General features: G+C 65.3%; 18 protein-coding genes and 1 pseudogene. 9 read left to right on the top strand and 10 right to left on the bottom strand.

Translation table 11 applies throughout. The features are described 5' to 3' along the window. The first annotated feature begins 181 nt into the window (after window positions 1-181). The 4 genes from ACQY5A_RS25730 (at window position 182) to ACQY5A_RS25715 (ending at window position 4569) form a co-directional block, all read left to right on the top strand. Entirely contained in the window at window positions 182-1021 is an 840-nt protein-coding gene (locus tag ACQY5A_RS25730) for a GAF and ANTAR domain-containing protein (RefSeq protein WP_428343053.1), read from the top strand. Between the two features lie 92 nt (window positions 1022-1113). Continuing rightward, window positions 1114-2517 carry a molybdopterin-dependent oxidoreductase gene (locus ACQY5A_RS25725; RefSeq protein ID WP_428343052.1) on the top strand — a complete coding sequence of 468 codons (1404 nt, stop codon included), beginning with the start codon at window positions 1114-1116 and terminating at the stop codon, window positions 2515-2517. A gap of 1 nt (window position 2518) precedes the next feature. After that, complete coding sequence (locus tag ACQY5A_RS25720; RefSeq protein WP_428343051.1) at window positions 2519-3073, top strand: hypothetical protein; 555 nt, start codon at window positions 2519-2521, stop codon at window positions 3071-3073. Window positions 3074-3408: 335 nt separating this feature from the next. Then, complete coding sequence (locus ACQY5A_RS25715) at window positions 3409-4569, top strand: uroporphyrinogen-III synthase (protein WP_428343345.1); 1161 nt, start codon at window positions 3409-3411, stop codon at window positions 4567-4569. On the opposite strand, the gene nirD is transcribed toward ACQY5A_RS25715, so the two are convergent. The 5 genes from nirD to ACQY5A_RS25690 all read right to left on the bottom strand — a co-directional run bounded on the left by nirD (window position 4542) and on the right by ACQY5A_RS25690 (window position 12833). Further along, window positions 4542-4946, bottom strand: coding sequence for a nitrite reductase small subunit NirD (nirD, locus tag ACQY5A_RS25710; protein WP_428343050.1), 405 nt, complete (start codon window positions 4944-4946; stop codon window positions 4542-4544). The two genes, ACQY5A_RS25715 and nirD, sit on opposite strands and share 28 nt — an antisense overlap. 16 nt (window positions 4947-4962) lie before the next feature. Further along, a complete protein-coding gene (gene nirB / locus ACQY5A_RS25705; protein WP_428343344.1) occupies window positions 4963-7452 on the bottom strand; it encodes a nitrite reductase large subunit NirB in 2490 nt (829 codons plus the stop codon). 128 nt (window positions 7453-7580) lie between these two features. Next, window positions 7581-8171 (bottom strand): molybdenum cofactor guanylyltransferase, encoded by a 591-nt coding sequence (gene mobA / locus ACQY5A_RS25700; RefSeq protein WP_428343049.1) that lies wholly within the window; start codon window positions 8169-8171, stop codon window positions 7581-7583. After that, complete coding sequence (locus tag ACQY5A_RS25695; RefSeq protein WP_428343048.1) at window positions 8168-12202, bottom strand: molybdopterin-dependent oxidoreductase; 4035 nt, start codon at window positions 12200-12202, stop codon at window positions 8168-8170. The genes mobA and ACQY5A_RS25695 overlap by 4 nt, the downstream gene beginning before the upstream one ends. Before the next feature lie 220 nt (window positions 12203-12422). Beyond that, window positions 12423-12833 carry a pyridoxamine 5'-phosphate oxidase family protein gene (locus ACQY5A_RS25690; RefSeq protein WP_428343047.1) on the bottom strand — a complete coding sequence of 137 codons (411 nt, stop codon included), beginning with the start codon at window positions 12831-12833 and terminating at the stop codon, window positions 12423-12425. Between the two features lie 126 nt (window positions 12834-12959). Here ACQY5A_RS25690 and ACQY5A_RS25685 point away from each other — a divergent pair. Next, a pseudogene (locus ACQY5A_RS25685) lies at window positions 12960-14203 on the top strand (HNH endonuclease signature motif containing protein). Window positions 14204-14460: 257 nt separating this feature from the next. Here ACQY5A_RS25685 and ACQY5A_RS25680 read toward each other — a convergent pair. Beyond that, a complete protein-coding gene (locus tag ACQY5A_RS25680) occupies window positions 14461-14754 on the bottom strand; it encodes a hypothetical protein (RefSeq protein ID WP_428343046.1) in 294 nt (97 codons plus the stop codon). A 168-nt stretch (window positions 14755-14922) separates the two neighbouring features. On the opposite strand from ACQY5A_RS25680, the gene ACQY5A_RS25675 reads away from it, so the two are divergent. Both ACQY5A_RS25675 and ACQY5A_RS25670 read left to right on the top strand, forming a co-directional pair. Continuing rightward, complete coding sequence (locus tag ACQY5A_RS25675; RefSeq protein ID WP_428343045.1) at window positions 14923-15981, top strand: hypothetical protein; 1059 nt, start codon at window positions 14923-14925, stop codon at window positions 15979-15981. Between the two features lie 18 nt (window positions 15982-15999). After that, on the top strand, window positions 16000-16386 hold the full coding sequence (locus ACQY5A_RS25670) for a hypothetical protein (RefSeq protein WP_428343044.1): 387 nt from the start codon (window positions 16000-16002) through the stop codon (window positions 16384-16386). Here the strand turns inward: ACQY5A_RS25670 and ACQY5A_RS25665 are convergent. From ACQY5A_RS25665 to ACQY5A_RS25655, 3 genes are read right to left on the bottom strand one after another with little or no spacing between them, the layout of a single operon-like run. After that, window positions 16322-16645, bottom strand: a complete 324-nt coding sequence (locus ACQY5A_RS25665) for a hypothetical protein (protein ID WP_428343043.1) — start codon at window positions 16643-16645, stop codon at window positions 16322-16324. The genes ACQY5A_RS25670 and ACQY5A_RS25665 overlap by 65 nt on opposite strands. 1 nt (window position 16646) lies before the next feature. Continuing rightward, complete coding sequence (locus tag ACQY5A_RS25660) at window positions 16647-18137, bottom strand: molybdopterin-dependent oxidoreductase (protein ID WP_428343042.1); 1491 nt, start codon at window positions 18135-18137, stop codon at window positions 16647-16649. A 13-nt stretch (window positions 18138-18150) separates the two neighbouring features. Beyond that, entirely contained in the window at window positions 18151-18636 is a 486-nt protein-coding gene (locus tag ACQY5A_RS25655; protein ID WP_428343041.1) for an oxidoreductase, read from the bottom strand. A 314-nt stretch (window positions 18637-18950) separates the two neighbouring features. Here ACQY5A_RS25655 and ACQY5A_RS25650 point away from each other — a divergent pair, with 314 nt between their 5' ends. Next, window positions 18951-19916, top strand: a complete 966-nt coding sequence (locus tag ACQY5A_RS25650) for a Rieske 2Fe-2S domain-containing protein (protein WP_428343040.1) — start codon at window positions 18951-18953, stop codon at window positions 19914-19916. Further along, a complete protein-coding gene (locus ACQY5A_RS25645) occupies window positions 19913-20398 on the top strand; it encodes a hemerythrin domain-containing protein (protein ID WP_428343039.1) in 486 nt (161 codons plus the stop codon). Before ACQY5A_RS25650 ends, ACQY5A_RS25645 begins: the two co-directional genes overlap by 4 nt. A gap of 12 nt (window positions 20399-20410) precedes the next feature. On the opposite strand, the gene ACQY5A_RS25640 is transcribed toward ACQY5A_RS25645, so the two are convergent. Beyond that, window positions 20411-20836 carry a TOBE domain-containing protein gene (locus ACQY5A_RS25640; protein ID WP_428343038.1) on the bottom strand — a complete coding sequence of 142 codons (426 nt, stop codon included), beginning with the start codon at window positions 20834-20836 and terminating at the stop codon, window positions 20411-20413. Window positions 20837-20856 lie beyond the last annotated feature (20 nt).

Raw genomic sequence — 20856 nt, 5'->3', positions numbered from 1 at the left:
AGGCAGCTGGGCCGGCGCCGGGCACGAAGCGGCCCGGCGCACGACGTCGTCGGGTCGCTTATATTGGGCAATTGCCGTCGACGGCGATGGCGTTGCCGTGAAGACCGCGCGGCTATCAGGTCGTTTGGTAGCTGCGGAGCGCAGTGGCACGCGACGAGACGCCCACTTGAGGACGTAGGCGATGACGGAGTTTGACGCGCAAGCAGAACGGCAGGCGCCGGTCGAGGCTGATCTCGATCCCGGGCGGGCCGACGCCGATGACGAGGATCTGGCAACGGGGTTGCACGGGCTGTCGGCGATGGTGTCGGCCGGGCGGACCTTGGAGGCGGTGCTTCGCAACGTCGCCGGGTTCGCCGTACAAGCCATCCCGGGTGCCGGTGACACAGGTGTGGGAGTGACGCTGATCAAACCGCTCGGCAGCACCATGGGTGTCCAGGCCTGGGCGGCGACCACAGCAATAGTCCACGACATCGACCTCATGCAATACCAGGTTCTCAAAGAAGGACCGTGCATCAGCTGCATGCAGACACGGCGTGCGGCGGTCAGCGGGTCCCTGGGGGCGGACCAGCGATGGCCACGTTTCGGTGACCGGGTCGCGCGGCTGGGGGTGGCCTCAGCGCTCGCGCTGCCGCTGCTGATCGACGAGCAGGTGGTGGGCTCGATCAATGTCTACGCCAGGGGACAGGACGTATTCGGTGAGCACGCAGTGCGGTTAGGGACCGCCTTCGCGGAGGCTGCGGCGGTGTCGGTGTACAACACGCAGCTGCTCGTCGCGGCCCAGGAGAAAGCAGAGCACCTGCAGCGCGCATTGGTCAGCCGCAAAGTGATTGATCAGGCGATCGGCATCATCCGGGGCCGCACCGGTGGCTCCGCCGAGGACGCATTCAACCGGCTCAAACGCATCAGCCAATCCGAGAACACCAAGCTGGCGACAGTCGCTCGAAACCTCGTCGACGAGACGGTGCGGCGCGCCCAAGACCGTTACAGCCGCCCCAGCGGCGAGCCGCCGCAGGACAGATAACAGCTTTGCAAGGCAGGCGATCCCAGAGTCGCAACGGCACGCTAGCGGCGAAGACACGGCCGTGCACGGCCAGCGAAGTAAAGTCGGGCTTGATGACAGCCCCGAACCCGCCACCGAGTCCGTCGGGGGAATCTGCTGAAGCGCGTCGCCTCGTCGCCTCGCGCAGCCCGGACCGGGCGCACGACGGAACCGAGGCGGTGTACGGGTTTCCTGCGCCGTTGTGGCGTGCGTTGGAGCGGCACCGCCCACCCGGGGTCGGCCTGCTGCAGCGATGGCGCAGTCCGTTACGGGGGCCCTGGCTGACGTCGGTGTTCGGCTCGGTGCTGCTCATCGGGCTGCCTGCGGTGACGCTGACGGGGTTGCTGTCCTACATCGCGTACGGTCCGCAGTTCGGTCAAGCCATCCCTCATGACGTGGGATGGCTCAAACTGCCTACCTTCGACTGGCCGAGCCGGCCCTCCTGGCTTTACCGCCTCACGCAGGGCGTGCACGTCGGGTTGGGTCTCGTCATCATCCCGGTGGTGCTGGCCAAACTCTGGTCGGTCATTCCACGGCTGTTCGCATGGCCACCAGTGCGATCGATCGCGCAGATTGTGGAGCGGCTCTCGTTGTTGATGCTGGTGGGCGGCATTCTTTTCGAGCTCGCGACCGGAGTGCTCAACATTCAGTATGACTACGTATTCGGATTCAGCTTTTACACCGCGCATTACTTCGGGGCGTGGGTGTTCATCGCAGGTTTTGTGGTCCACGTCGGAATCAAATTGCCGAAGATGGTCAGCGGCCTGCGGTCGCTGTCGTTTCGCGCTGTCCTGCGCACCTCGCGCGCCGACACCCGTCCCGAATCACCGGACGTCGACGGTCTGGTCGCCGCCGATCCCGCACCGCCCACGATGAGCCGCCGCGGCGCGCTGGCCCTCGTCGGCAGCGGCGCGCTGTTCGTCGCAGTGCTCACCGCCGGACAAACGCTCGGCGGGTTCAGCCGCCGAGCGGCGCTGTTGTTGCCGCGCGGGCGCAGCCGCGGCGACGGCCCCAACGATTTCCAGGTGAACCGGACCGCGACGGCCGCCGCCATCACTCCGGCCGACACCGGCGCCAACTGGCGGCTCACCCTGCGGAGCCCTTCGGGTCAGATGCTGCTGGAGCGGGCCACCCTCGAAGCGATGCCGCAGCACACCGCCGAACTGCCGATCGCCTGCGTCGAGGGGTGGTCGACGACCCAGACGTGGAGCGGAGTGCGTCTAGGCGATCTGGCCGCCGTGGCTGGGATGCCCAATCCCGCCCGGGCAACCGTGCGCTCACTGGAGCGCTTCGGCGGCTTCAATCACGCCGTCCTGCAGGCCAATCAGGTGGGCAACCCAGATTCGCTGCTGGCTCTTCGAGTCAACGGCGTCGACCTGTCTGCCGATCACGGCTATCCGGCGCGCATCATCGTGCCCGCGCTGCCGGGTGTGCACAACACCAAATGGGTGCGGTCCATCGAATTTGGAGCGCCCTGACATGCGCGCACTCTTTGCCCGTTTCACTGCCTTCTACGGAAGTAATCCGTTGCATCTGCTGGGAACGATCGCCGCGTTGGCGCTGGCGGGATATGTCGTGTCCCTACTTGGACCGCATGCGTTGTGGAACCAGCAGGTGTGGTGGCAGTCGATCGGGGTCTGGTTTCTCGCAGCGGTCATCGCGCATGACCTCGTCCTGTTTCCGCTTTACGCACTCGCCGACCGCTCCCTGACGGGTGCTCTTGCAGCAGTGCGAGGTCGTTGCGTGCGGCCTGCACCGCGGGTGTCGCCGCTGAATTACCTCCGTGTGCCCACCCTGGCGACGGGACTGTCGCTGTTGCTGTTTTTTCCCGGAATCATCCAGCAGGGGCAATCCAGCTACTTCACAGCCACCGGGCAAGATCAGCAACCCTTCTACGGCCGCTGGCTGCTCCTGGTCGCGGCTCTATACGGCCTCAGCTCGCTCATCTACGCCGTCCGGCTTGCCGCCACCGGGCGGCACGTTCGTCAGACCGACTCGCACAGCACTGCTGAACCTGACAACGCGAGCAGATAATCGCAGCAGCGACAGCTCGGCTAAATCGTCGGCAGCCCGCGTGACCGCGTTAGATGCGCTGTCCGAATGTGTGCTCGCTTGCGGTCGATGACGACGGTTTCGCGACGACGAAGCGGGCCCGGTGAGACGTTTCGGACTAGCATCAGTGCAGCGACGAGCCGTTGGACAACCGCGGCCGGCCCGCTCACAACGCGCTCCCGTGAGCTGTGAGACCGATTTCACGATGTCGACATCGCGGACAGTAACGGAGCAACATCTTGGGCCTAGGTTCGTGGGGGACATGGGCGGAAACCGGCAGGGACAAACGGTGGGACATCACGAGAGCCGACGGCACGATGGGGCCTGACGGCTTGTCACTCACGGGTTTCACGGTTGCCATCACCGCATCGCGCCGCGTCGACGAGTTCGCGACAATGCTGCGCCGCCGTGGCGCACAGGTGGTGGCTGCGGCAGCGATGCAAATGGTGCCGCTCGCCGACGACGCGCGGCTGCGCGCGGCGACCGAGGATGTGATCGCGACACCACCCGACCTCCTGATCGCAACGACCGGAATCGGTTTTCGCGGTTGGGTCGAAGCGGCCGAAGGTTGGGGCATGGCCGAGGCGCTGCTGGCCGCGCTGGGTAAAGCCCGGGTTATTTCGCGCGGGCCGAAAGCCACCGGCGCTTTGCGGGCGGCCGGTCTGCATGAAGAGTGGTCGCCGGTGTCGGAGTCATCCGAGGAGGTGCTCTGCCATCTGACCGCCGAAGATCTTGACAGCAAGCGGGTGGCAGTGCAACTACACGGAGCGACAGACGACTGGGATCCGGTGCCGGGCTTCGTAGACACCCTCGTGGAGCGCGGTGCAACGGTTGTTTCGGTGCCGGTGTACCGCTGGATGCCGCCCGTTGAGTTGGCTGCGCTCGATGGTCTAGTCCACGATGTCGTGCTTGGCAGCGTTGATGCGATCACCTTCACCTCGGCTCCGGCGGCGGCTTCGTTCCTGATGCGGGCCGACGAGCTTGGTTTCATCGAAGCCGTGCGGCGGATCCTGACATCCGCCGTCATCCCGTTCTGCGTGGGACCGGTGACCGCCCGGCCCCTCGAGAAACTCGGAGTAACGCCGGTGTTGCCGGAGCGGATGCGTCTTGGGGCGCTCGCCCGCGTCGTCGCCGACGAACTTCCGAGCCGCAGACCGAATCTGGTCGTTGCCGGACACACCGTCGGCATGCGCGCCAACTGCGCCGTCATCGACGGCGACGTGCGGGATCTCTCGCCCAACTCGTTGACCTTGCTCAAGCTGCTGGCTCGGGAGCCGGGCGCGATCGTCTCCCGCGACACGCTGTTGGAAGCCCTGGGCGGCGACGACCCGCACGTGGTCGAGGCGGCGATTGCACGGCTGCGGTCCGCGCTCGGTACCAAAGAACTCGTCGCCACCGCAGTCAAGCGGGGATATCGCCTTGCTGTCGACTACATGCCCGACGACTCGGATCAGGCTGAGCGCCCGGGTCGTCGGTAGCCGAAGCGAATGTCGGGGGAGTTGGCGACGAAGACGGTCCCGTCCACCGCGACGCGAGTGTCGTAAAACGGGACCGAAACGCCTTCTGCATCAAGGCAGCGTCCGTCAACAAGGCTGAACGCCTGCTTCTTCAAAGGCGACTGCACGACAGGCACGCCGTCCCGATCGCCGACGATTCCACGGGAAAGCACCGCGGCGCGCCCGATCGGGTCGATGTTGCCCACGGCCCGAATGCTGCCGTCTGCCAGTAGAAACAACGCCACCTGCGCGCCGTCGGGCAGTAGCACTGCCACGCCGCGCATCGGCTGAAGCCAAGACGACGGGCACGCGGGCGTCCAGTCGCCGCGCCAGCGAATCACGTTGAGGGAAGGGGACATCGAGGCAACTCCTGTGTCAGTGGGGCCGCACGGCCGGGGTGCCGATAAGCACTGGTACCTTGCGTCCGTTCTTCCGGGTGAATTCGACGGTCGGATCAGGTGCCCCCGGCGCGTTGACGAATGAGACGAATCGGGACAGCTTGTCGGGGTCCTCGAGGACTGCTTTCCATTCGCACGAGTAGCCGGACACATGCCGCGCCATGGCAGCCTCGAAATCCGCGGCGAGACCCAGCGAATCGTCGATGACGACCTCACGAAGGTGGTCTAGTCCGCCCGCGAGGTTTTCCAGCCACGGCGCGGTGCGTTGCAACCGGTCTGCGGTGCGGATGTAGTACATCAGAAACCGGTCGACATAACGGACGAGAGTGTCGTCATCGAGATCGGACGCGAGCAGTTGGGCGTGTTTCGGTGTCATACCGCCGTTTCCGCAGACGTAGAGATTCCAGCCGGACTCTGTGGCGATGACACCGACGTCCTTGCCGCGGGCTTCGGCGCACTCGCGGGCGCACCCGGAGACACCCATCTTGATCTTGTGGGGTGCCCGCAGCCCGCGGTAGCGCAACTCCAGGTCGATGGCCATCTGCACCGAGTCCTGCTGCCCGTAGCGGCACCAGTCGGTGCCGACACAGCTCTTGACGGTGCGCAGCGACTTCCCGTAGGCCTGACCGGATTCCATGCCGCCCTCGACCAGTCGGGCCCAGATCTGAGGCAGCTGATCGACGGTGGCCCCGAACATGTCGATGCGTTGCCCGCCGGTGATCTTGGTGTAAAGGCCGAAATCGCGGGCGATCTCGCCGATCAGGATCAACTGTTCTGCGGTGATGTCCCCACCGGGGACCCGTGGCACCACCGAGTAGGTGCCGTTGCGCTGCAGGTTGGCCAGGAAATGGTCGTTGGTGTCCTGCAGCGACGCCTGCTCGCCGTCGAGGATGTGCTCGGAGCTTGTCGAGGCGAGGATCGACGCCACGGCTGGCTTGCAGACGTCGCAGCCGGTGCCGGTGCCGTATCGCTCGATCAGGCCGGAGAAGGTGCGGATGCCGCTGGCCTGGACGATCTCGAACAGCTCGGCACGAGACGCAGAGAAGTGTTCGCACAACGCCTTTGACAGTTCGACGCCCTCGGCCGCCAGCAGCTGCGAGAGCAGCGGCACGCAGGAGCCGCAAGAGGTCCCGGCGGCGGTGCAGCTTTTGAGATCTGCCACGGTGCACGAACCGTCGGCGATGGACGTGCGCAGCGCCCCTTTGGTGACGTTGTTGCACGAGCAGATCTGGGCGTCGTCGGGAAGCGAGCCCACACCGATGGCGAGCCCGTCGCCGGAGCCGGCGGGTGCGATCAGCCCGACAGGGTCGCCGGGCAGCTTCGAGCCGACCAGTGGTCGCAGGACACCGTAGTTGGATGCGTCGCCGACCATGACGCCGCCAAGCAAGGTCTGCGCGTCGTCGGACAGCACCAGCTTGGAATAGGTCCCGCCGATCGGATCAGAGATCACGACTTCGAGCGCGCCGGGTGTGGTCGCAAGCGCGTCGCCGAAGCTCGCAACGTCGACGCCGAGTAGCTTCAGTTTGGTCGACAAATCGGCACCGGGGAACTCTGCGGTGCCACCCAGCAGTCGGTCGACCACAATTTCAGCCGTGGTGTAGCCGGGCGCGACCAGGCCGTAGCAGCGGCCATCAATTGCGGCAACTTCGCCAATGGCGTAAATGTCGGGATCGCTTGTCGCGCAGGATAAGTCGCAGACCGCACCGCCACGCTCGCCGATCTCGAGACCTGCCGCCCGGGCCAGCTCGTCGCGTGGACGAACGCCGGCAGAGAACACCAGCAGCGCAGCATCGATGATCTCGTCGTTGCTGAGGGTCACTCGAAGACTGTCTCCATCGACCGTTTCGATGGCCGAGGTCCCGGCACCGACGGTCACGCCGATCCCGAGGTCGCGCACCAAGCGCATCAGGTGCTCGCCGCCGGCCTCATCGACCTGGAGAGGCATCAGCCGCGGCGCGAATTCGACGATGTGCGGTCGAATCCCCATGAGCCGCAGCGCGTTTGCCGCCTCCAGCCCGAGCAGTCCGCCGCCCACCACAACGCCGACAGCCTCACGGTCACGGGCCAGCGCGGCCTCGGCATCCGCCCGGATCGCATCCAGGTCGTCCAGCGTGCGGTAGACATGGCAGCGCTTGCTGTCTTTGCCCGGCACCGGCGGGACGAAGGGGTACGAACCGGTCGCCAAAACCAGCGCGTCGTAATCCAATTCCGAGCCGTCGGCGACGGTGACACGTTTGGCGTCTGGGTCGATGCCCGTAGCCGCGCCGCCGAGGCGCAAGTCGACAAGATCGTCGCCGGCGTAGTCGTTGCCGGCGAGCGCCAGCAGCGAACGGTCCCAGGCGCCCACATAGGACGACAGGCCGACCCGGTCGTAGGCGGCGTCGGCCTCGTCGCCCAACACGACAACCCGCCAGGCGCCGTCGCTGTCCCGCGCGCGCAGCGCCTCCACGAATCGGTGTCCGACCATGCCGTGCCCGATGACCACTACCGTGCGTACCGGCACTCGTCTACCCCTTTCGTCCTCTGTCCGTTACGACGCTAAGAGTCCGGTATTGCGACGGCGTCGCGCCCGGTTGCCTCCCCGTCACGCCTTCCTCACTTCGAGCGAATTTCAGGTGTGAGGGTTGCTTGCGCCGCGGCGAGCTGTCCGGGGGTGTCGACATCGGTCACGTCACCCGCCACCACCGTCACGGCATCGCTAGGCAGCAGGTCGCGCACCCGCCGCGGTGTGCCGGCCAGCGCCGAAGCCAACGCCGCCGAATCCCAGACTGCGGTGAGGTACTGAACCTCGCCGCCCTCGTCGACTGCCACCGCGACTGGAGCGTCGCCGCGTGTCGCTGTCAGCGCCGTCACCGCTTCAGGAGTGATCCGCGGCAGATCGGCCGCAAGCACTGCGATGTCGGCCCGGCCGTCGGGCAGCGCCGCGAGGCCCGCAGCGAGTGCGGCGACCGGCCCCGAGCCGGGCGGCTGCTCGCACACCACGATGACGTCTTTAGGCACCTGCCGTGGCGGCCCGACGACCACGACGGTGTCCGCGGCCGCCACCGCGGCGAGCGCGACGTCGAGTAGCCGTCGTCCACCCACATGCTGCTCGGGCTTGTCGAGGCCCATCCTGCGCGACGCGCCGCCGGCCAGCACGATGGCCCGCAGCGGTCGGCGATGGACGGTGTTGGCGGCGGTGCTCAATAGACGTCCCGGACGTAACGGCGTTCGGCAGACATCGCCTGCAGATACGCGGCCGCGCTTTTGGGACTGCGAGCGCTTTGCTGGGCGATGATGCCCCACAGCGCCTCGTCGACATCGCGGGCCATCCGGGACGCGTCGCCGCAGACGTACACGTAGGCGCCGTCGGCAATCCACTTCCACAGGTCGGCGGCGTTTTCCTGCATCCGGTCCTGGACGTAGAGCTTCTTGTCGCCATCGCGGGAGAATGCGGTGTCCAATCGGGTGAGCACGTCCGACCGGGCGAAGGTTTCCAGCTCGTCGCGATAGTAGAACTCGGTGGCTTCGTGGCGCTCGCCAAAGAATAGCCAGTTACCGCCGGTGTGCCCGCGGGCCGCGCGGTCGTGCAGGAAGCCCCGGAACGGGGCGATGCCGGTTCCGGGTCCGATCATGATTGCGGACGCGTTCGGGTCCTGCGGCGGCCGGAAGTGCTTGTTGCGCTGCACAAATACCTCCACGTCAGCGCCGGCCGCCAGATTCGCCAGATAGCCGGAGCAGGCGCCGTAACGGATGGCACCGTCGGTCGCGGCGGCCGTCGACTCGAAGCGGACGACAGAGGTGGTCACGTGCACCTGCGTCGAGTCCTCGAGCGGACTGGACGAGATCGAGTACAACCGCGGCGTCAACGGCCGCAGCACCTGCAACCACTCACCCAACTCCGCCTCGACCGGGTAGTTCGCCAGCAGGTCGAGTACTTGGCGTCCATGAGACCATTTCGCAAAATTTGCCGGGTCGTCGATCACAGCTGTAAGGTCATCGGCCGGGTGACGCTCGTGGACAAAACGCACCAGGTCCGGCGTGATCCGGGTGATATCCATTCGTGCACCCAACAATTCGGCCAGTATCGTTGTCTCGCCCACGATGGTGACCTCCGCGGAGCCGTCCAGGCCGGCGCGTTCGAGGAACTCGGCCACCACCTCGGGCCGGTTGTGCGGCCATACGCCAAGTGCGTCGCCTGGCCCGTACTCGAGGGCGTTCTCCGGCAGATGTATCCCGACGTTGCGTACGTCTTTGTCAGAGTCAGCGCCACACAGGGCGATGTTGCTCGTGACGGTTGTACATAGTGGATTACGCCGCGAATATGTTTGTGCAACAACCTGTTTCAATTCCGGTCGGCGTGGCGGGTCCACGGTCATCGCCGCGGCGACGCGGTCGGTCCACGCCAACGCCGTGGTTTCGAAGTCCGGCTCGCACGATGCCCGGTCGACAATGCGCCGCGCACCCAGATGCTCCAGCCGGGCATCGAGCTTGCGGGCGAAGCCGCAGAAATCGGCGTAGGACGAGTCGCCGAACCCGAGGACGGCGTAGTCCAGCGAATCCACGTCTCCAGGTTCGGTGGCGGCCAGCGCGTCCCACAGTGCGATGCCGTTGTCGGGTGGGTCCCCGTCGCCGGTGGTGGCCACGACGAATGCCACCGTCCCCCTCAGATCGGTCAACGACACCTCGTCGGCTCCGCGAAGCCGCGTGACGACACCCGCGCCGGAGAGACGCTCGGCGCAGGTCTTTGCAAACTCTTCTGCCGTGCCGGTCTGCGACGCCCAGACCACCGTCGCCATCGGGCCAGCCGGGACCCGCTCAGATTCAGAGGCGGTGGATCCGGCTGTGCGGGAGAAGATCCCGGCCAGTACCCCGTCGACCCATGCCCGGTTTCCCGGCGCCAGCGGTGTCACCGAGGGCAGTGTCGGAACCCGGTCCTCCGGTGGGTGCGCGCGGACACCGGCCAGGAAGCCGGACAGGTACAACTGCTCGTCGTTGTTGAGCGTCGCGGGCGACGGCAGCGGGCCCAGGGCCGCGGCGAGTGCCTCGACAGGTGCCACAGCGACTTCCGGCGTCGGTTGCGTTGGGACAGACTCTGTCTCGACCACACTGACAGCAACGGCGCACACCTTGAATTCGGGTTGCAGCGAGTCGGCGTCGACCGCATCGTTGGTCACCGCGTTGACCGCCAGGTCCGGTCCGAACGCGTCGGCCCAGTGCATCGGCGCGAAGCACACACCCGGACGCACCGCGTCGTCGACCGCCGCCGGCAGCACCGCCCTGCCGCGGCGGGAACGGATTTCGACCTTTTCGCCGTCGCGCACCGAAAGCCGCTCGGCATCCTCGGGATGCAGCTGCAGAAACGGTTCGGGGTTGAGCTTGTTGAGCTTGGCCACCTTTGCGGTCTTGGTCATGGTGTGCCACTGGTGCGCCAGCCGACCAGTGGTGAACACAAGAGGGAACTCGTCGTCGGGCAGCTCTGCTGCGGGCAGGTGCGGCCGCGGCAGGAATCGGGCGCGACGGCTCGGCGTCGGGAATGCCAACGCAGGAACGGTGCCGTCGTCAGCGGTGAGTAGATCCTGGCTGATGCCGTCGTTGAGATATCGGATTGGATTGCGGTCGTCGCAGCCGGGCGCGGCGGGCCACTGCACCGGCGCGCGGCGCAGCCGCTGGTAATCCACACCGCGCAGGTCCCACCCGGTGCAAGGATTATGGAAACCGGTCAGCTCCGCGAAAACCTCCGCGGCGGAATCGAACTCGAAACCGTCGTAGCCCATGGCGGCGGCGACCCGGCAGATCAGCTGCCAGTCCGGCATGGCCTCGCCGGGAGGGGACAACGCGGGCGCACAATGAGTGAGCGTGCGCTCGCTGTTGACCATCACCCCGTCGGCCTCGGCCCACAGCGCGGCGGGCAGCACCACGTCGGCGTATTCAGCGGTCTCGACACCTACGAAAGCATCCTGGACCACCACCAGCTCGGCGCGCTGCAGACCCGCGATCACCGATGCCCGATTCGACACCGACGCAACAGGATTGGTGCAGATGATCCACGCCGCCCGGATCTGACCCTCGGCCATCTTGCGATACATGTCAATCGTGCCGGTGCCGCCCTCAGCGCGGATGGTGCCGGGGTCGAGCCCCCAGCGTTCCTCGACAAAGGTCCGGTCGTCGGGATCCAGGGCGGACCGCTGCCCGGGCAGGCCCGGGCCCATGTATCCCATCTCCCGTCCGCCCATCGCATTGGGCTGTCCGGTCAGCGAGAACGGGCCCGCGCCCGGACGACAGATCGCGCCGGTCGCGAGGTGAAGATTGCACAGCGCGTTGGTGTTCCAGGTGCCGTGGGTTGATTGATTGAGACCCATCGTCCATAGGCTCACCCAGTTCTTCGTGCCGCAAATCAGCTCCGCGACGGCCCGCAGATCTGCCTCGTCGACGCCGGTGATGTCGGCGACGAGATCGACCGGATATTCGTCGAGCAGGGCGTTCAGTGGCTCCCAGCCCTCGGTGTAGGCGGCCACGAATTCGTCATCTACGCCGCCGGCGTCGCGCACCAGCCGCAGCAGCCCGTTCAGCAACGCCAGATCGGTTCCCGGGCGCACCGGCAGGTAGAAGTCCGCCTTCGCCGCAGTGGCGGTGCGACGGGGATCGACGACCACCAGCTTCGCGCCGTCGCGGACGCGGTCCATCATGCGCAAGTAAAGGATTGGGTGACAGTCGGCCATGTTTGCGCCGATTACCAGAAACAGGTCAGCAGTGTCGAAATCGTCGTAGCTGCCCGGCGGACCGTCCGCCCCGAGCGACTGCTTGTAGCCGGTGCCAGCACTGGCCATGCACAGTCGAGAGTTGGACTCGATCCACTGAGTCCGTAGGTAGCCCTTGGCGAGCTTGTTGGCCAGATACTGCGCTTCGATGGACATCTGGCCCGACACATACAGGGCGATCGCGTCAGCCCCGTGCTTGTCCCGGATCGCCGAAAGCCTCTGCGCCACAGTGTCTACGGCGGCATCTATACCGGTCGGCACGACTTCGGCACCGCGTTCAGGCCGCACCAGTGCTGTGGCGAGTCGTCCGCCCGCACGCAGCATGTCGGCCGTCGTGGTCCCTTTGGTGCACAGTCGACCCCGGTTAGCCGGATGATCGGCGCGCCCGGTCGCCTTAGTCACCACGCCGTCAGCGACGTGCAGGTCCATGCCGCAACCCACGCCGCAGTAACCGCACACCGTCGCGACCGTCTCCATGCGCCTTCCCGTCCCCGCCAATCGGACCTCATGGTGATTCCCCCGTGTTTCGACGTTCCTGGTCGGCGGTTACAGACTTATCAATTCGACCTGCCACCTGCCTGCTCGGTCGTTGTGAGGTCGCCAAATCCGCAGCTCATGGCAGAGAAAGACGTCGAAGCGGTGATAGGAATCACAACTGGAGCCCGGTCAGCTCATCCGCGGCTAAGTGACATCACACTTAAGGCGTGGAAAAAACCACACAGTCGTGCGGGAAACCTGTCGCGGACTCTGGCATCTCCGAGTCGGCATTGCGATGCAGCAGAGCGCGGGTCGGTACCACCTGAAGCGCGGCATCGGCATCGGACTCCCCCGTATCGGGGATTTCGGCATGGCCATCCACGATCAGCGAATAACCACCTGGCTCGCTCGGTGGCCACAACAGTGTTACGGCGCTGCGACTTTCAACGTTGTTGCGGGTTCGGCCACGGATCAGGCCGACATCGAAGACTTCCCCGTTCAGCTCCGGTTCGACGGTGACGGTGTGCACGCGATAGTCCTCGTCGACGGTGACGAGGTAGGCGAACTCGTAGCCCTCCAATGCCTTGGCCAGGCGGGTGAAGTCGACCTTCTTGGCGGCTTTGGCGCTCATCGTGAGAGCCTAATTCCGTCGAGTCGTGTCATGTGACCGCTCTGGTCGAATGTTCTTTGACGATGGCAGCATCTGGGCGTGGATCGTCGGCCGAAACGTGTCGGACCTGGCTGGGATGATTTCGTTATGTCGTTGACTGCGTCTCCTTTGGTGGTGGTGAGCCCTGCTGAGCGTGTGGAGGTGTTGTTCGAGGAGTTGGCGGAGTTGGCGGGTCAGCGCAACGCGATTGACGGACGGATCGTGGAGATCGTCGCCGAGCTGGATCGTGATGGGCTGTGCGGGGCTACGGGTGCGCGGTCGGTGGCGGCGTTGGTGGCCTGGAAGCTGGGCTGCTCCTCGGGAAACGCTCACACGATCACCACGGTGGCGCGCCGGCTTCCGGAGTTTCCCCGCTGCGCGTCCGGGATGCGGGGGGGCCGGTTGTCGCTGGATCAGGTCGGGGTCATCGCGGGGCGGGCGGGCGCGGGGTCTGATGAGCATTACGCCCAGCTGGCGTCCTGCGCGACGGTGAGCCAGCTGCGCACCGCGGTCAAGCTGGAGCCGCGACCCGAACCCGATCCGCGGCCCCAGCCGCAGCCCCGATCACCACGACCTCTGGCGAGCACACCACCAGCTGGCGGATCACCCTGGGTCAGCTGGACGCGGCGACCTTCGAGGCGGCACTGGCGTCGCACCGTGAGGCGCTGTTCGCCGAGTGGACCCAGGACAGCGGCACCGGCGAGCGCGGATCAGAGCAGACACCCCCGGTGCCGAGCACCGTCGAGGCGTTCATGCGCCTGATCGAGGCGGGCTGGGACGCCGAGGCGACCCGGCGCCCCCACGGGCAGCACACCACGGTGGTGATGCACGTCGATGTCAAGGACAACGCCGCCGCGCTGCATCTGGGCCCGCTGCTCACCGACGCCCAACGCCGCTACCTGGGCTGTGACGCCACCTGTGAGGTGTGGTTCGAACGTGACGGCCAGGTCATCGGGGCCGGCCGAGCGAGCCGGGTGATCAGCCGGCGGCTTCGCCGCGCCCTTGAGCACCGCCACCGCAGCTGCGTGGTTCCTGGCTGTGGGGCCACCCGCGGTTTGCACGCACACCACATCCGGCACTGGCAAGACGGTGGCCGGACCGAATTGTCCAACCTGGTGTTGGTGTGTCCGTATCACCACCGGCTGCACCACCGCGGCGCCATCACCATCACCGGACCCGCCGAGAATCTCGTCGTCACCGACAGCGCCGGCCGAGAACTGAGCGCAGGATCGCTGGCACGCCCACCGAACCGTCCCCCGCCCGCGGTCCCACCCTGCCCGGGACCCACCGGCGAGCGCGCCCAGTGGTGGTGGTACGACCCCTTCCAACCCCAACCACCACCAATGAACTAGCTCGGCTATCGGAGCCGCTCACCGCCGGCACCCTACCTAAGCCCAAAAGCGCTGGGCCATAGAGTAATTCGTTCGCGACACCCGCCGCGACCAGATCGTGCCCCCGCCCTCATCCAGATCCACGCTCTACCACTGACATGAGCCATGTCGGGTCGAAAGCCTCGTCGCCGAAGCAGTGCACCGGTCGCCGAGGGATAATTTGGTGGATCGATCGCGGAGCGTTCAAAACGCGCGGTGGCCGGACCGTGCGCCCGTGCCTAAGCTGGCCCCAGTTCGGCCGGCGTCGCATTGTCTTCAAGGCCACGGACCCGTCGTGCTTCTCTTATCAGCCAGACTGCGCCGATGGTGGCCGCCAGCAACGCAAAAACGATTGCGGCGACCCCGAAATTCGCTTGGTGGCGGGCGAAACACGTCAAACCGATCGCGAACGCAGTCAAGCCGGCCGTGACAAACAGCAGTCCAGGAATTTTGGCTCCACTTTTCAGTGCTTGCCCCACGCGCGGCCGGCTGGTCCATTCATGGTCGATGGGGTCGCGGGAAGTATCGCCCATGAGAATCTCCTCTGCCTATGCGTTGACCAATAGTTGCCAGAATTCCCGGCTGCACCGCAGGGAAACTGACGATTACGTCAGCGTCCACTGCCAATGATCTGTGTGTGGCACACCGCGACGTGCGGGGTATTGCTCAGGCGAGCAAAGGCGAAGAACATTGCAGGAGTCATGTCGAACTGGTCTGAGAACAGAAAGACGCCGCTGTGGCGCTGGCGGATAGCGCTGTTTGCCACAGTTTTTGCCGCCGCGGGATGCGCGACGCCGGGAACGATGTTGGAAAGTGCGCCCGAGGTGTCTGTGGCTTCGGTCGGTGCGGTGCTGCACAACCCGGTGTGGTCGTACCGAATGCACGCCCTCATCGGGCTCACCGACGACGGCCGGCTCGCCGAAGTCATCGATCCGCTCGGTGGCCGGCCGACGACGCGGTCGTCGTCACCGATGGCGGCGGGACGCAACCTGCAGATCAGCCGAAAAGACGATCGGCACATCTTCGTGCCACAGCCCCAACGCGGCAAGGTCGCGGTGATCGACCTCGACACTCTGCGCGAAGTCGACGAGTTCGACGCCGGGCCGGCCCCCGCCTTTGTCTCCGAAGACAGCGGCATGCGGATGTTGCTTGCGCTGTCGGCGGACGGCTCGTCAGTGACTCCTGTCGACGAATACGGCTTTCGCGCACTGCCGACGGCCAAGATCGCCGGTCATCCCTCGGACATTCTCGACGGGGCCAACCGAGGACGTGAAATCGAATATCACATCTACGGGTCCTCGGGAATTCGCTACTACAAAGGATCCGTGTCGCCGCCCGAGCAACATGGGTCGCTGCCCATGGATGTCGCGTCCTCGGCAGGCGACGGCACCGCAGTGAGCCGAAGCTATGTCGCACGCCGCGACGGCGACGTGCTCTATGCGGTCGACTCGCAACGGGGTGGGGAGGGCTTGACGGTGTTGGCCTCGACCAAGTTGCCGTCGCTGATTCGTCGAATCAGCACTGACGACACCCGCATCTATGCGGCCACCGAGCGGGAGGTCGTGGCGCTGGAGACCAACGATGTCACCGGCTACCCGCATGGCACCATCCCGGTGCTGCGGATCACCAACTACCGAACAAGCCTCCCCGAGGCCCAGCGCGCGGCGCCGCTGTCCGGCATGGCCCTCGGACCACACCGGGTGTATCTCACTTTCGCGGGGACACCGCTGGTGGTCAGTGTCGCCAAACCGAGCCTCTGACATGACACGTGGAGAAGCATGACGGCTGAGATGGGCGAGAATACCGCAGCGGTGAATATCGACGATGACGTCGAGTGGCTTACCGAACAGATAACGGCGCTCAAAGAACTCGGCCTACACGACGACGTGGACGAGGGCCAAAAATACGATGTCAGCATCAGGTGGGGCGCGGCGCTCGCCGGGCGATTGCCGCGGCTGGTGCATTACAGTTCGCGCGGGCTTCTCGACGAGGCGGACGAGAGTCGGTTTCAAACCCTGTGCGACGAGTTGCGGGAGTTGTCCGACGTGATCAATCGGGTCGGACTTGCCCGGCCGGTGTTCAGCGATGCCGCCGCTGAAGCTAACGGCCGACGGGAGCCGAGGCCAGCCACGTCGCGGCGCGGGCTCGGGTTCCGTCGCCGCTGAGAAAGTCCTTCTCGCGCAGCCTGATTCCGGTGTGCGGCTGCGTGCAGTCCGGGTTGCTGCACGTTAACGCCACCATGTAGGCGTCGTCTTCCTCGTCGAGAAACAGATATCCGAGATACAGCGCACGTCCGACGTTGAACTCGGTTGCGCCGCAGGCCTCGCAGTGGCCGCCTTTCGCGGCGACGTTGGCCAGAACCCGTTCGCCATCAGCGGGGTCCAGGCTGATCAGTTCGGGGCGCACCATCGCAAGGTCGGTCATCCTAGATCTCCACGTCCTTGGAGTAGTAGACGTTGTCCTCGCGCCAACCTCCCGCGCCCTTTCCGATGCCGGAGTAGTCGTTGACGAATTCGATCTGGTTGATCCACTTGGCCATCTTGAAGCCGACCTGGGTCTCTACCCGAAGCCGCAACGGTGCACCGTGTTTGATCGGCAACGGCTTGCCGTTCATTTCGTAGGCCAGGATGGTCTGCGGCTTATAGGCCAGTTCGAGGTCCATCACTTCATAGAACTGACCCCCGCCGTGCGACGCGGGCTCGTCGCGATCGTTGTCCTGCATGGTCATCGAGCAGATGTACTTCGCCTCCGGCAGCGGCCGCACCAGTTCCACCAAGGCGCTCAGGTGCAGTCCGCTCCACTGCCCGATGCTGGTCCAACCCTGCACGCAGTTGTGCATTGTCCGTTGGGTTTCCGGTTCACCCAGTGCGCGCAACTCCGCCAAATCCAGCGTCACCGGATTCTCCACTAGGCCCCCGACCCGCAGCCGCCAGTCGGTGAAGTTGTGCACGGCCATCACCTTGTACTCGGTCGAACAGGGCGGCTTGCCGTTGACGCGGTGCTGCGTGGTCAGTTTCCGCTCGGCATAGTTCTGCCGTGAATTCAACGGCCGCAACAGAATCCGTCGAACGGATCCGACGATAGCGTCCAGCCTGCGCTGAACCGAACGAGGGTTGCGAAGGCTCCACAGCGTTGCCGCGACGTGGATGGCGATGACCGCCGCGATGATCAGCAGCGAACACGCGGTCGCCCAGTTGGTGTTGCGGACCGAGCCGAAGATCATTGCCGCGGTGAGCTTGCCCCAGCCCCAAAAGAACACCATTGACAGATGGATGACGATGAAGCCGACAAAGGCGACCAGTCCCACGAAATGCAGGCTGCGCGCCCATTGCCGCCCGCCCCACATCTGGACGTACCACGGGAATCGGGCCTCGATGGCCGGGGATTGCGCTGCGCCGGTGAGGATCTGAAACGGCGCCAGCACGAACACCACGCCGGCGTAAGCAAGCTTCTGCATGGCGTCCAGGGGTTCACCGGGCAACAACGGCGGCAGGTTGAACGTCATGTAGGTGACGATGTCGTTCCACGCCTCAGCGAAGATCGACCACGATGCGGGCCAGTAACGATGCCACTGTCCGGTAGCGAAAAGCAGGATGTAGTAGGAGAGTCCGACCAAAATCCAGCCGATCACTGCGACAAAGTGCCAGTGCCGCCCAAGGCCCAGTTGTGCGTGGCCGGGCAACGAGATGAACGGGCTGTAGTCCTCTTCTTCGTCGAGGGTGTCGTACAGCCTGTTCTTCGGCATCACCTTGCGGGTGAAGCGCGCCCATTCGCTCCCCGGTCTACTGTCGTCATTCCAATACAGCTTGGGATGGGTGGCGAGGATCTCCAGGCCGCTGCGGATGATCAAGGTGACGAACAACAGGTTGAGCCAGTGGTCGACGCGCAGCCACACCGGATAATCGAACGTTGTCATCGCGGGGTTCCCGTTAGTCGGACCACTGCTGCCGTCGCGGATGAGCCACGTTGATCCGCAGCAGCACCGACATGTGCACAACGATGAAGCCCAGCGCGAACACCACTGCTAACGTTCCGGGCGCGAGATCCCACCGGCCGGTCACCGCTCGCAGCGCGGGTAGTGGCACCACCCGACTAACCAGATACACCCCGAGGAACACGACCGACACCAGATCACCAAAGCACCATCCTAGTTGCAGCACAACGGGATAGCGCCCTAGCAACAGAAACGCGTCAGTCAACAGACAGCAAGCTCCCAGGATCGTTGCGTAGGCGACGAAATATCCCGGCGACGACGGCCGGCTGATCAGCACATATGCATGAACCGCGACAACGCCCGCCATCAGCACTACGCCCAGCGCCGTCACCGTTCGCGGTAGATCAAAAGCGACGTAGCCTTTGAGCCGCAACCAGTCATAGGCCTGGCTGCGCTTCCACCGTGCGAGCACTGCGTCCACGGCACGGGCCTACCCCGCGGAGGCGATCGGCAAACGAGCGCGGCACCTGAAAGTGGTTGCTGCACAGACGGTATCTGCGGTTGCCGACGACCCAAGCCAATCTCTCAGTGAAAGTCCGCAAAAATTCCCGAAGAGTGCGTGAAAAGTCCGCATCTGCGGTGATCGTGACCCAGCGCTTGGCTGATTGGCAGCGAGCGACGACTGGAGTCACAGCGAGCACCGCTACCGTGGACCGTTGGGCGCGTGGCCCGCGTATCAGAACAGTGCTCGGAGCGCGTCCGGTAGGTGGATAGCTTCGGGAAGGATATGTTGCCATGGCGGATCGGTCGCACGGCGGGCATGCTCGATTGCGACAAGTCGGCCCGAAGGCGGTCTCGGCCATCGGGCGTCTAGATTGGCTGGATCGACCGAGCTATCGGCTGGAGCATGTGCTGAGTTTTGCCTACAACGGTTTAGGCAGAGCTCGAGATACCGTCACCAACGCGTTGCACGGAGTTTGGCTCGGACATCCCGTTCATCCGCCGTTGGCGTCGTTGGCCAGCGGGGCGCTCGGGACGACTGTGGCGCTGGACGTGTTCAGTGTGCTGCCAACTGGTCGCGCCGCCGAAATCCGCGACGCGTCGAGGTTCGCCCGCCACGCGCTGGGGGTCGGCATCGTCGCCAGTGTCGGCGCCGCGATCACCGGCGTCACCGATTGGCAGCACACCCAGGAGGCGGAACGCCGCGTCGGGTTGGTGCACGGAGTGGTGAACCTGGTGGCAACCACGCTCTACGTGCGGTCATGGTTATACCGTCGCCAGGGCCGTCACCTGCGCGGGATGGTCCTGACCGGCGTGGGGTACGCGACCACTGTCGGCGGTAGTTACCTCGGCGGGGCCCTGGTCTTCGAGTCCGGTATTGGAATAGACCAGTCGGGTGCGCGGCTGCGAACCAACGATTGGACGCCAGTGCTGGCCGCGGAGTCGCTGAACGGCAAGCCGGTACGCGTGGAGGTTGACGGGGTTGGCCTGGTCGTGTGCCAGACCGAGCCCGGCAAAGTGTCCGTGTTTGGTGAATTCTGTCCGCACTTGGCGGCGCCGATGGCCGATGGTTGGGTCGATCGCGGCCGGATCGTGTGTCCGTGGCATGGGTCCTGGTTCTCAGTCGACTCAGGACAGGTGTTGCGGGGCCCGTCGGCGGCGCCACTGCCGCACTATGACGCCAGACTCGTCGACGGAATGGTCGAAGTGCGCGGCCACGACAACCAAGTGCGCGACGCGCCGAAAGGAATAACCAAGTGAACGCCTACGACGTTTTGAAAGAGCACCACGTGGTGATCAAGGGCCTCGGCCGCAAGATCAGCGACGCGCCGGTGAAGAGTGACGAGCGCCAAGCGTTGGTTGACGAGCTGCTGATCGAACTCGATATCCACTTCCGCATCGAAGACGACATCTACTATCCGGCCTTACGTGACGCCAGCAAGCTCATCGCGGTGGCTCATGCCGAGCATCGGCAAGTCGTCGACCAGCTTTCCGTGCTGCTCAGGACGCCGCCGAGCGCGCCTGGCTACGAGGACGAATGGAACTCGTTCAAGACGGTGCTGGAGGCGCATGCCGACGAGGAAGAACGGGATCTCATTCCCGCGCCGCCGGAGGCGAAGATCAGCGATGCCGAAGTCGAGGAACTCGGCAACAAGATGGCAGCCAGGATGAAGAAATACCGGGGTTCTGCTGTGCACCGGCTGCGCACCAAGGGTCGGGCGGCGTTGATACGGAGCCTGTAACCGGCTCGACGCCTATGAGTCCGAACCCAATTCCTCGCGCGCCCTAGGCGTTTCGACGATCACCGTAGTGGCCTTGACGACGGCCACGGCGAGACTGCCCGGCTCGAGTTTCAATTCGCGCGCGGCCTCGGTGCTCATCAGAGACACCACGCTATGGGGCCCGCATTGCATCTCGACTTGTGTCATCACCTTGTCGCTGATCACATTGGTGACCAAGCCGACGAAGCGATTGCGCGCCGAGCTGCCGGTGCCGAGCGGATTCGGCGGTAACGGCCCGGCGTTCTGGCGCCAAAACTCGGCCAAGACTTCTCCGGCGATCGCCTTTTGTCCCGAGTCGTCTTGGCTGGCAGACAAAGCGCCATTGTCGATCCAGCGCCGCACCGTTTCGTCGCTGACTCCCAGCAGCTCAGCCGCTTGACGGATCCGCATCGATGGCACGGATTCATCCTAGTTGACCC

Origin of the sequence: Mycobacterium sp., from assembly GCF_965277065.1 — a bacterium.
Lineage (GTDB): Bacteria > Actinomycetota > Actinomycetes > Mycobacteriales > Mycobacteriaceae > Mycobacterium.
This window is presented reverse-complemented; position numbering and strand designations above follow the sequence as displayed.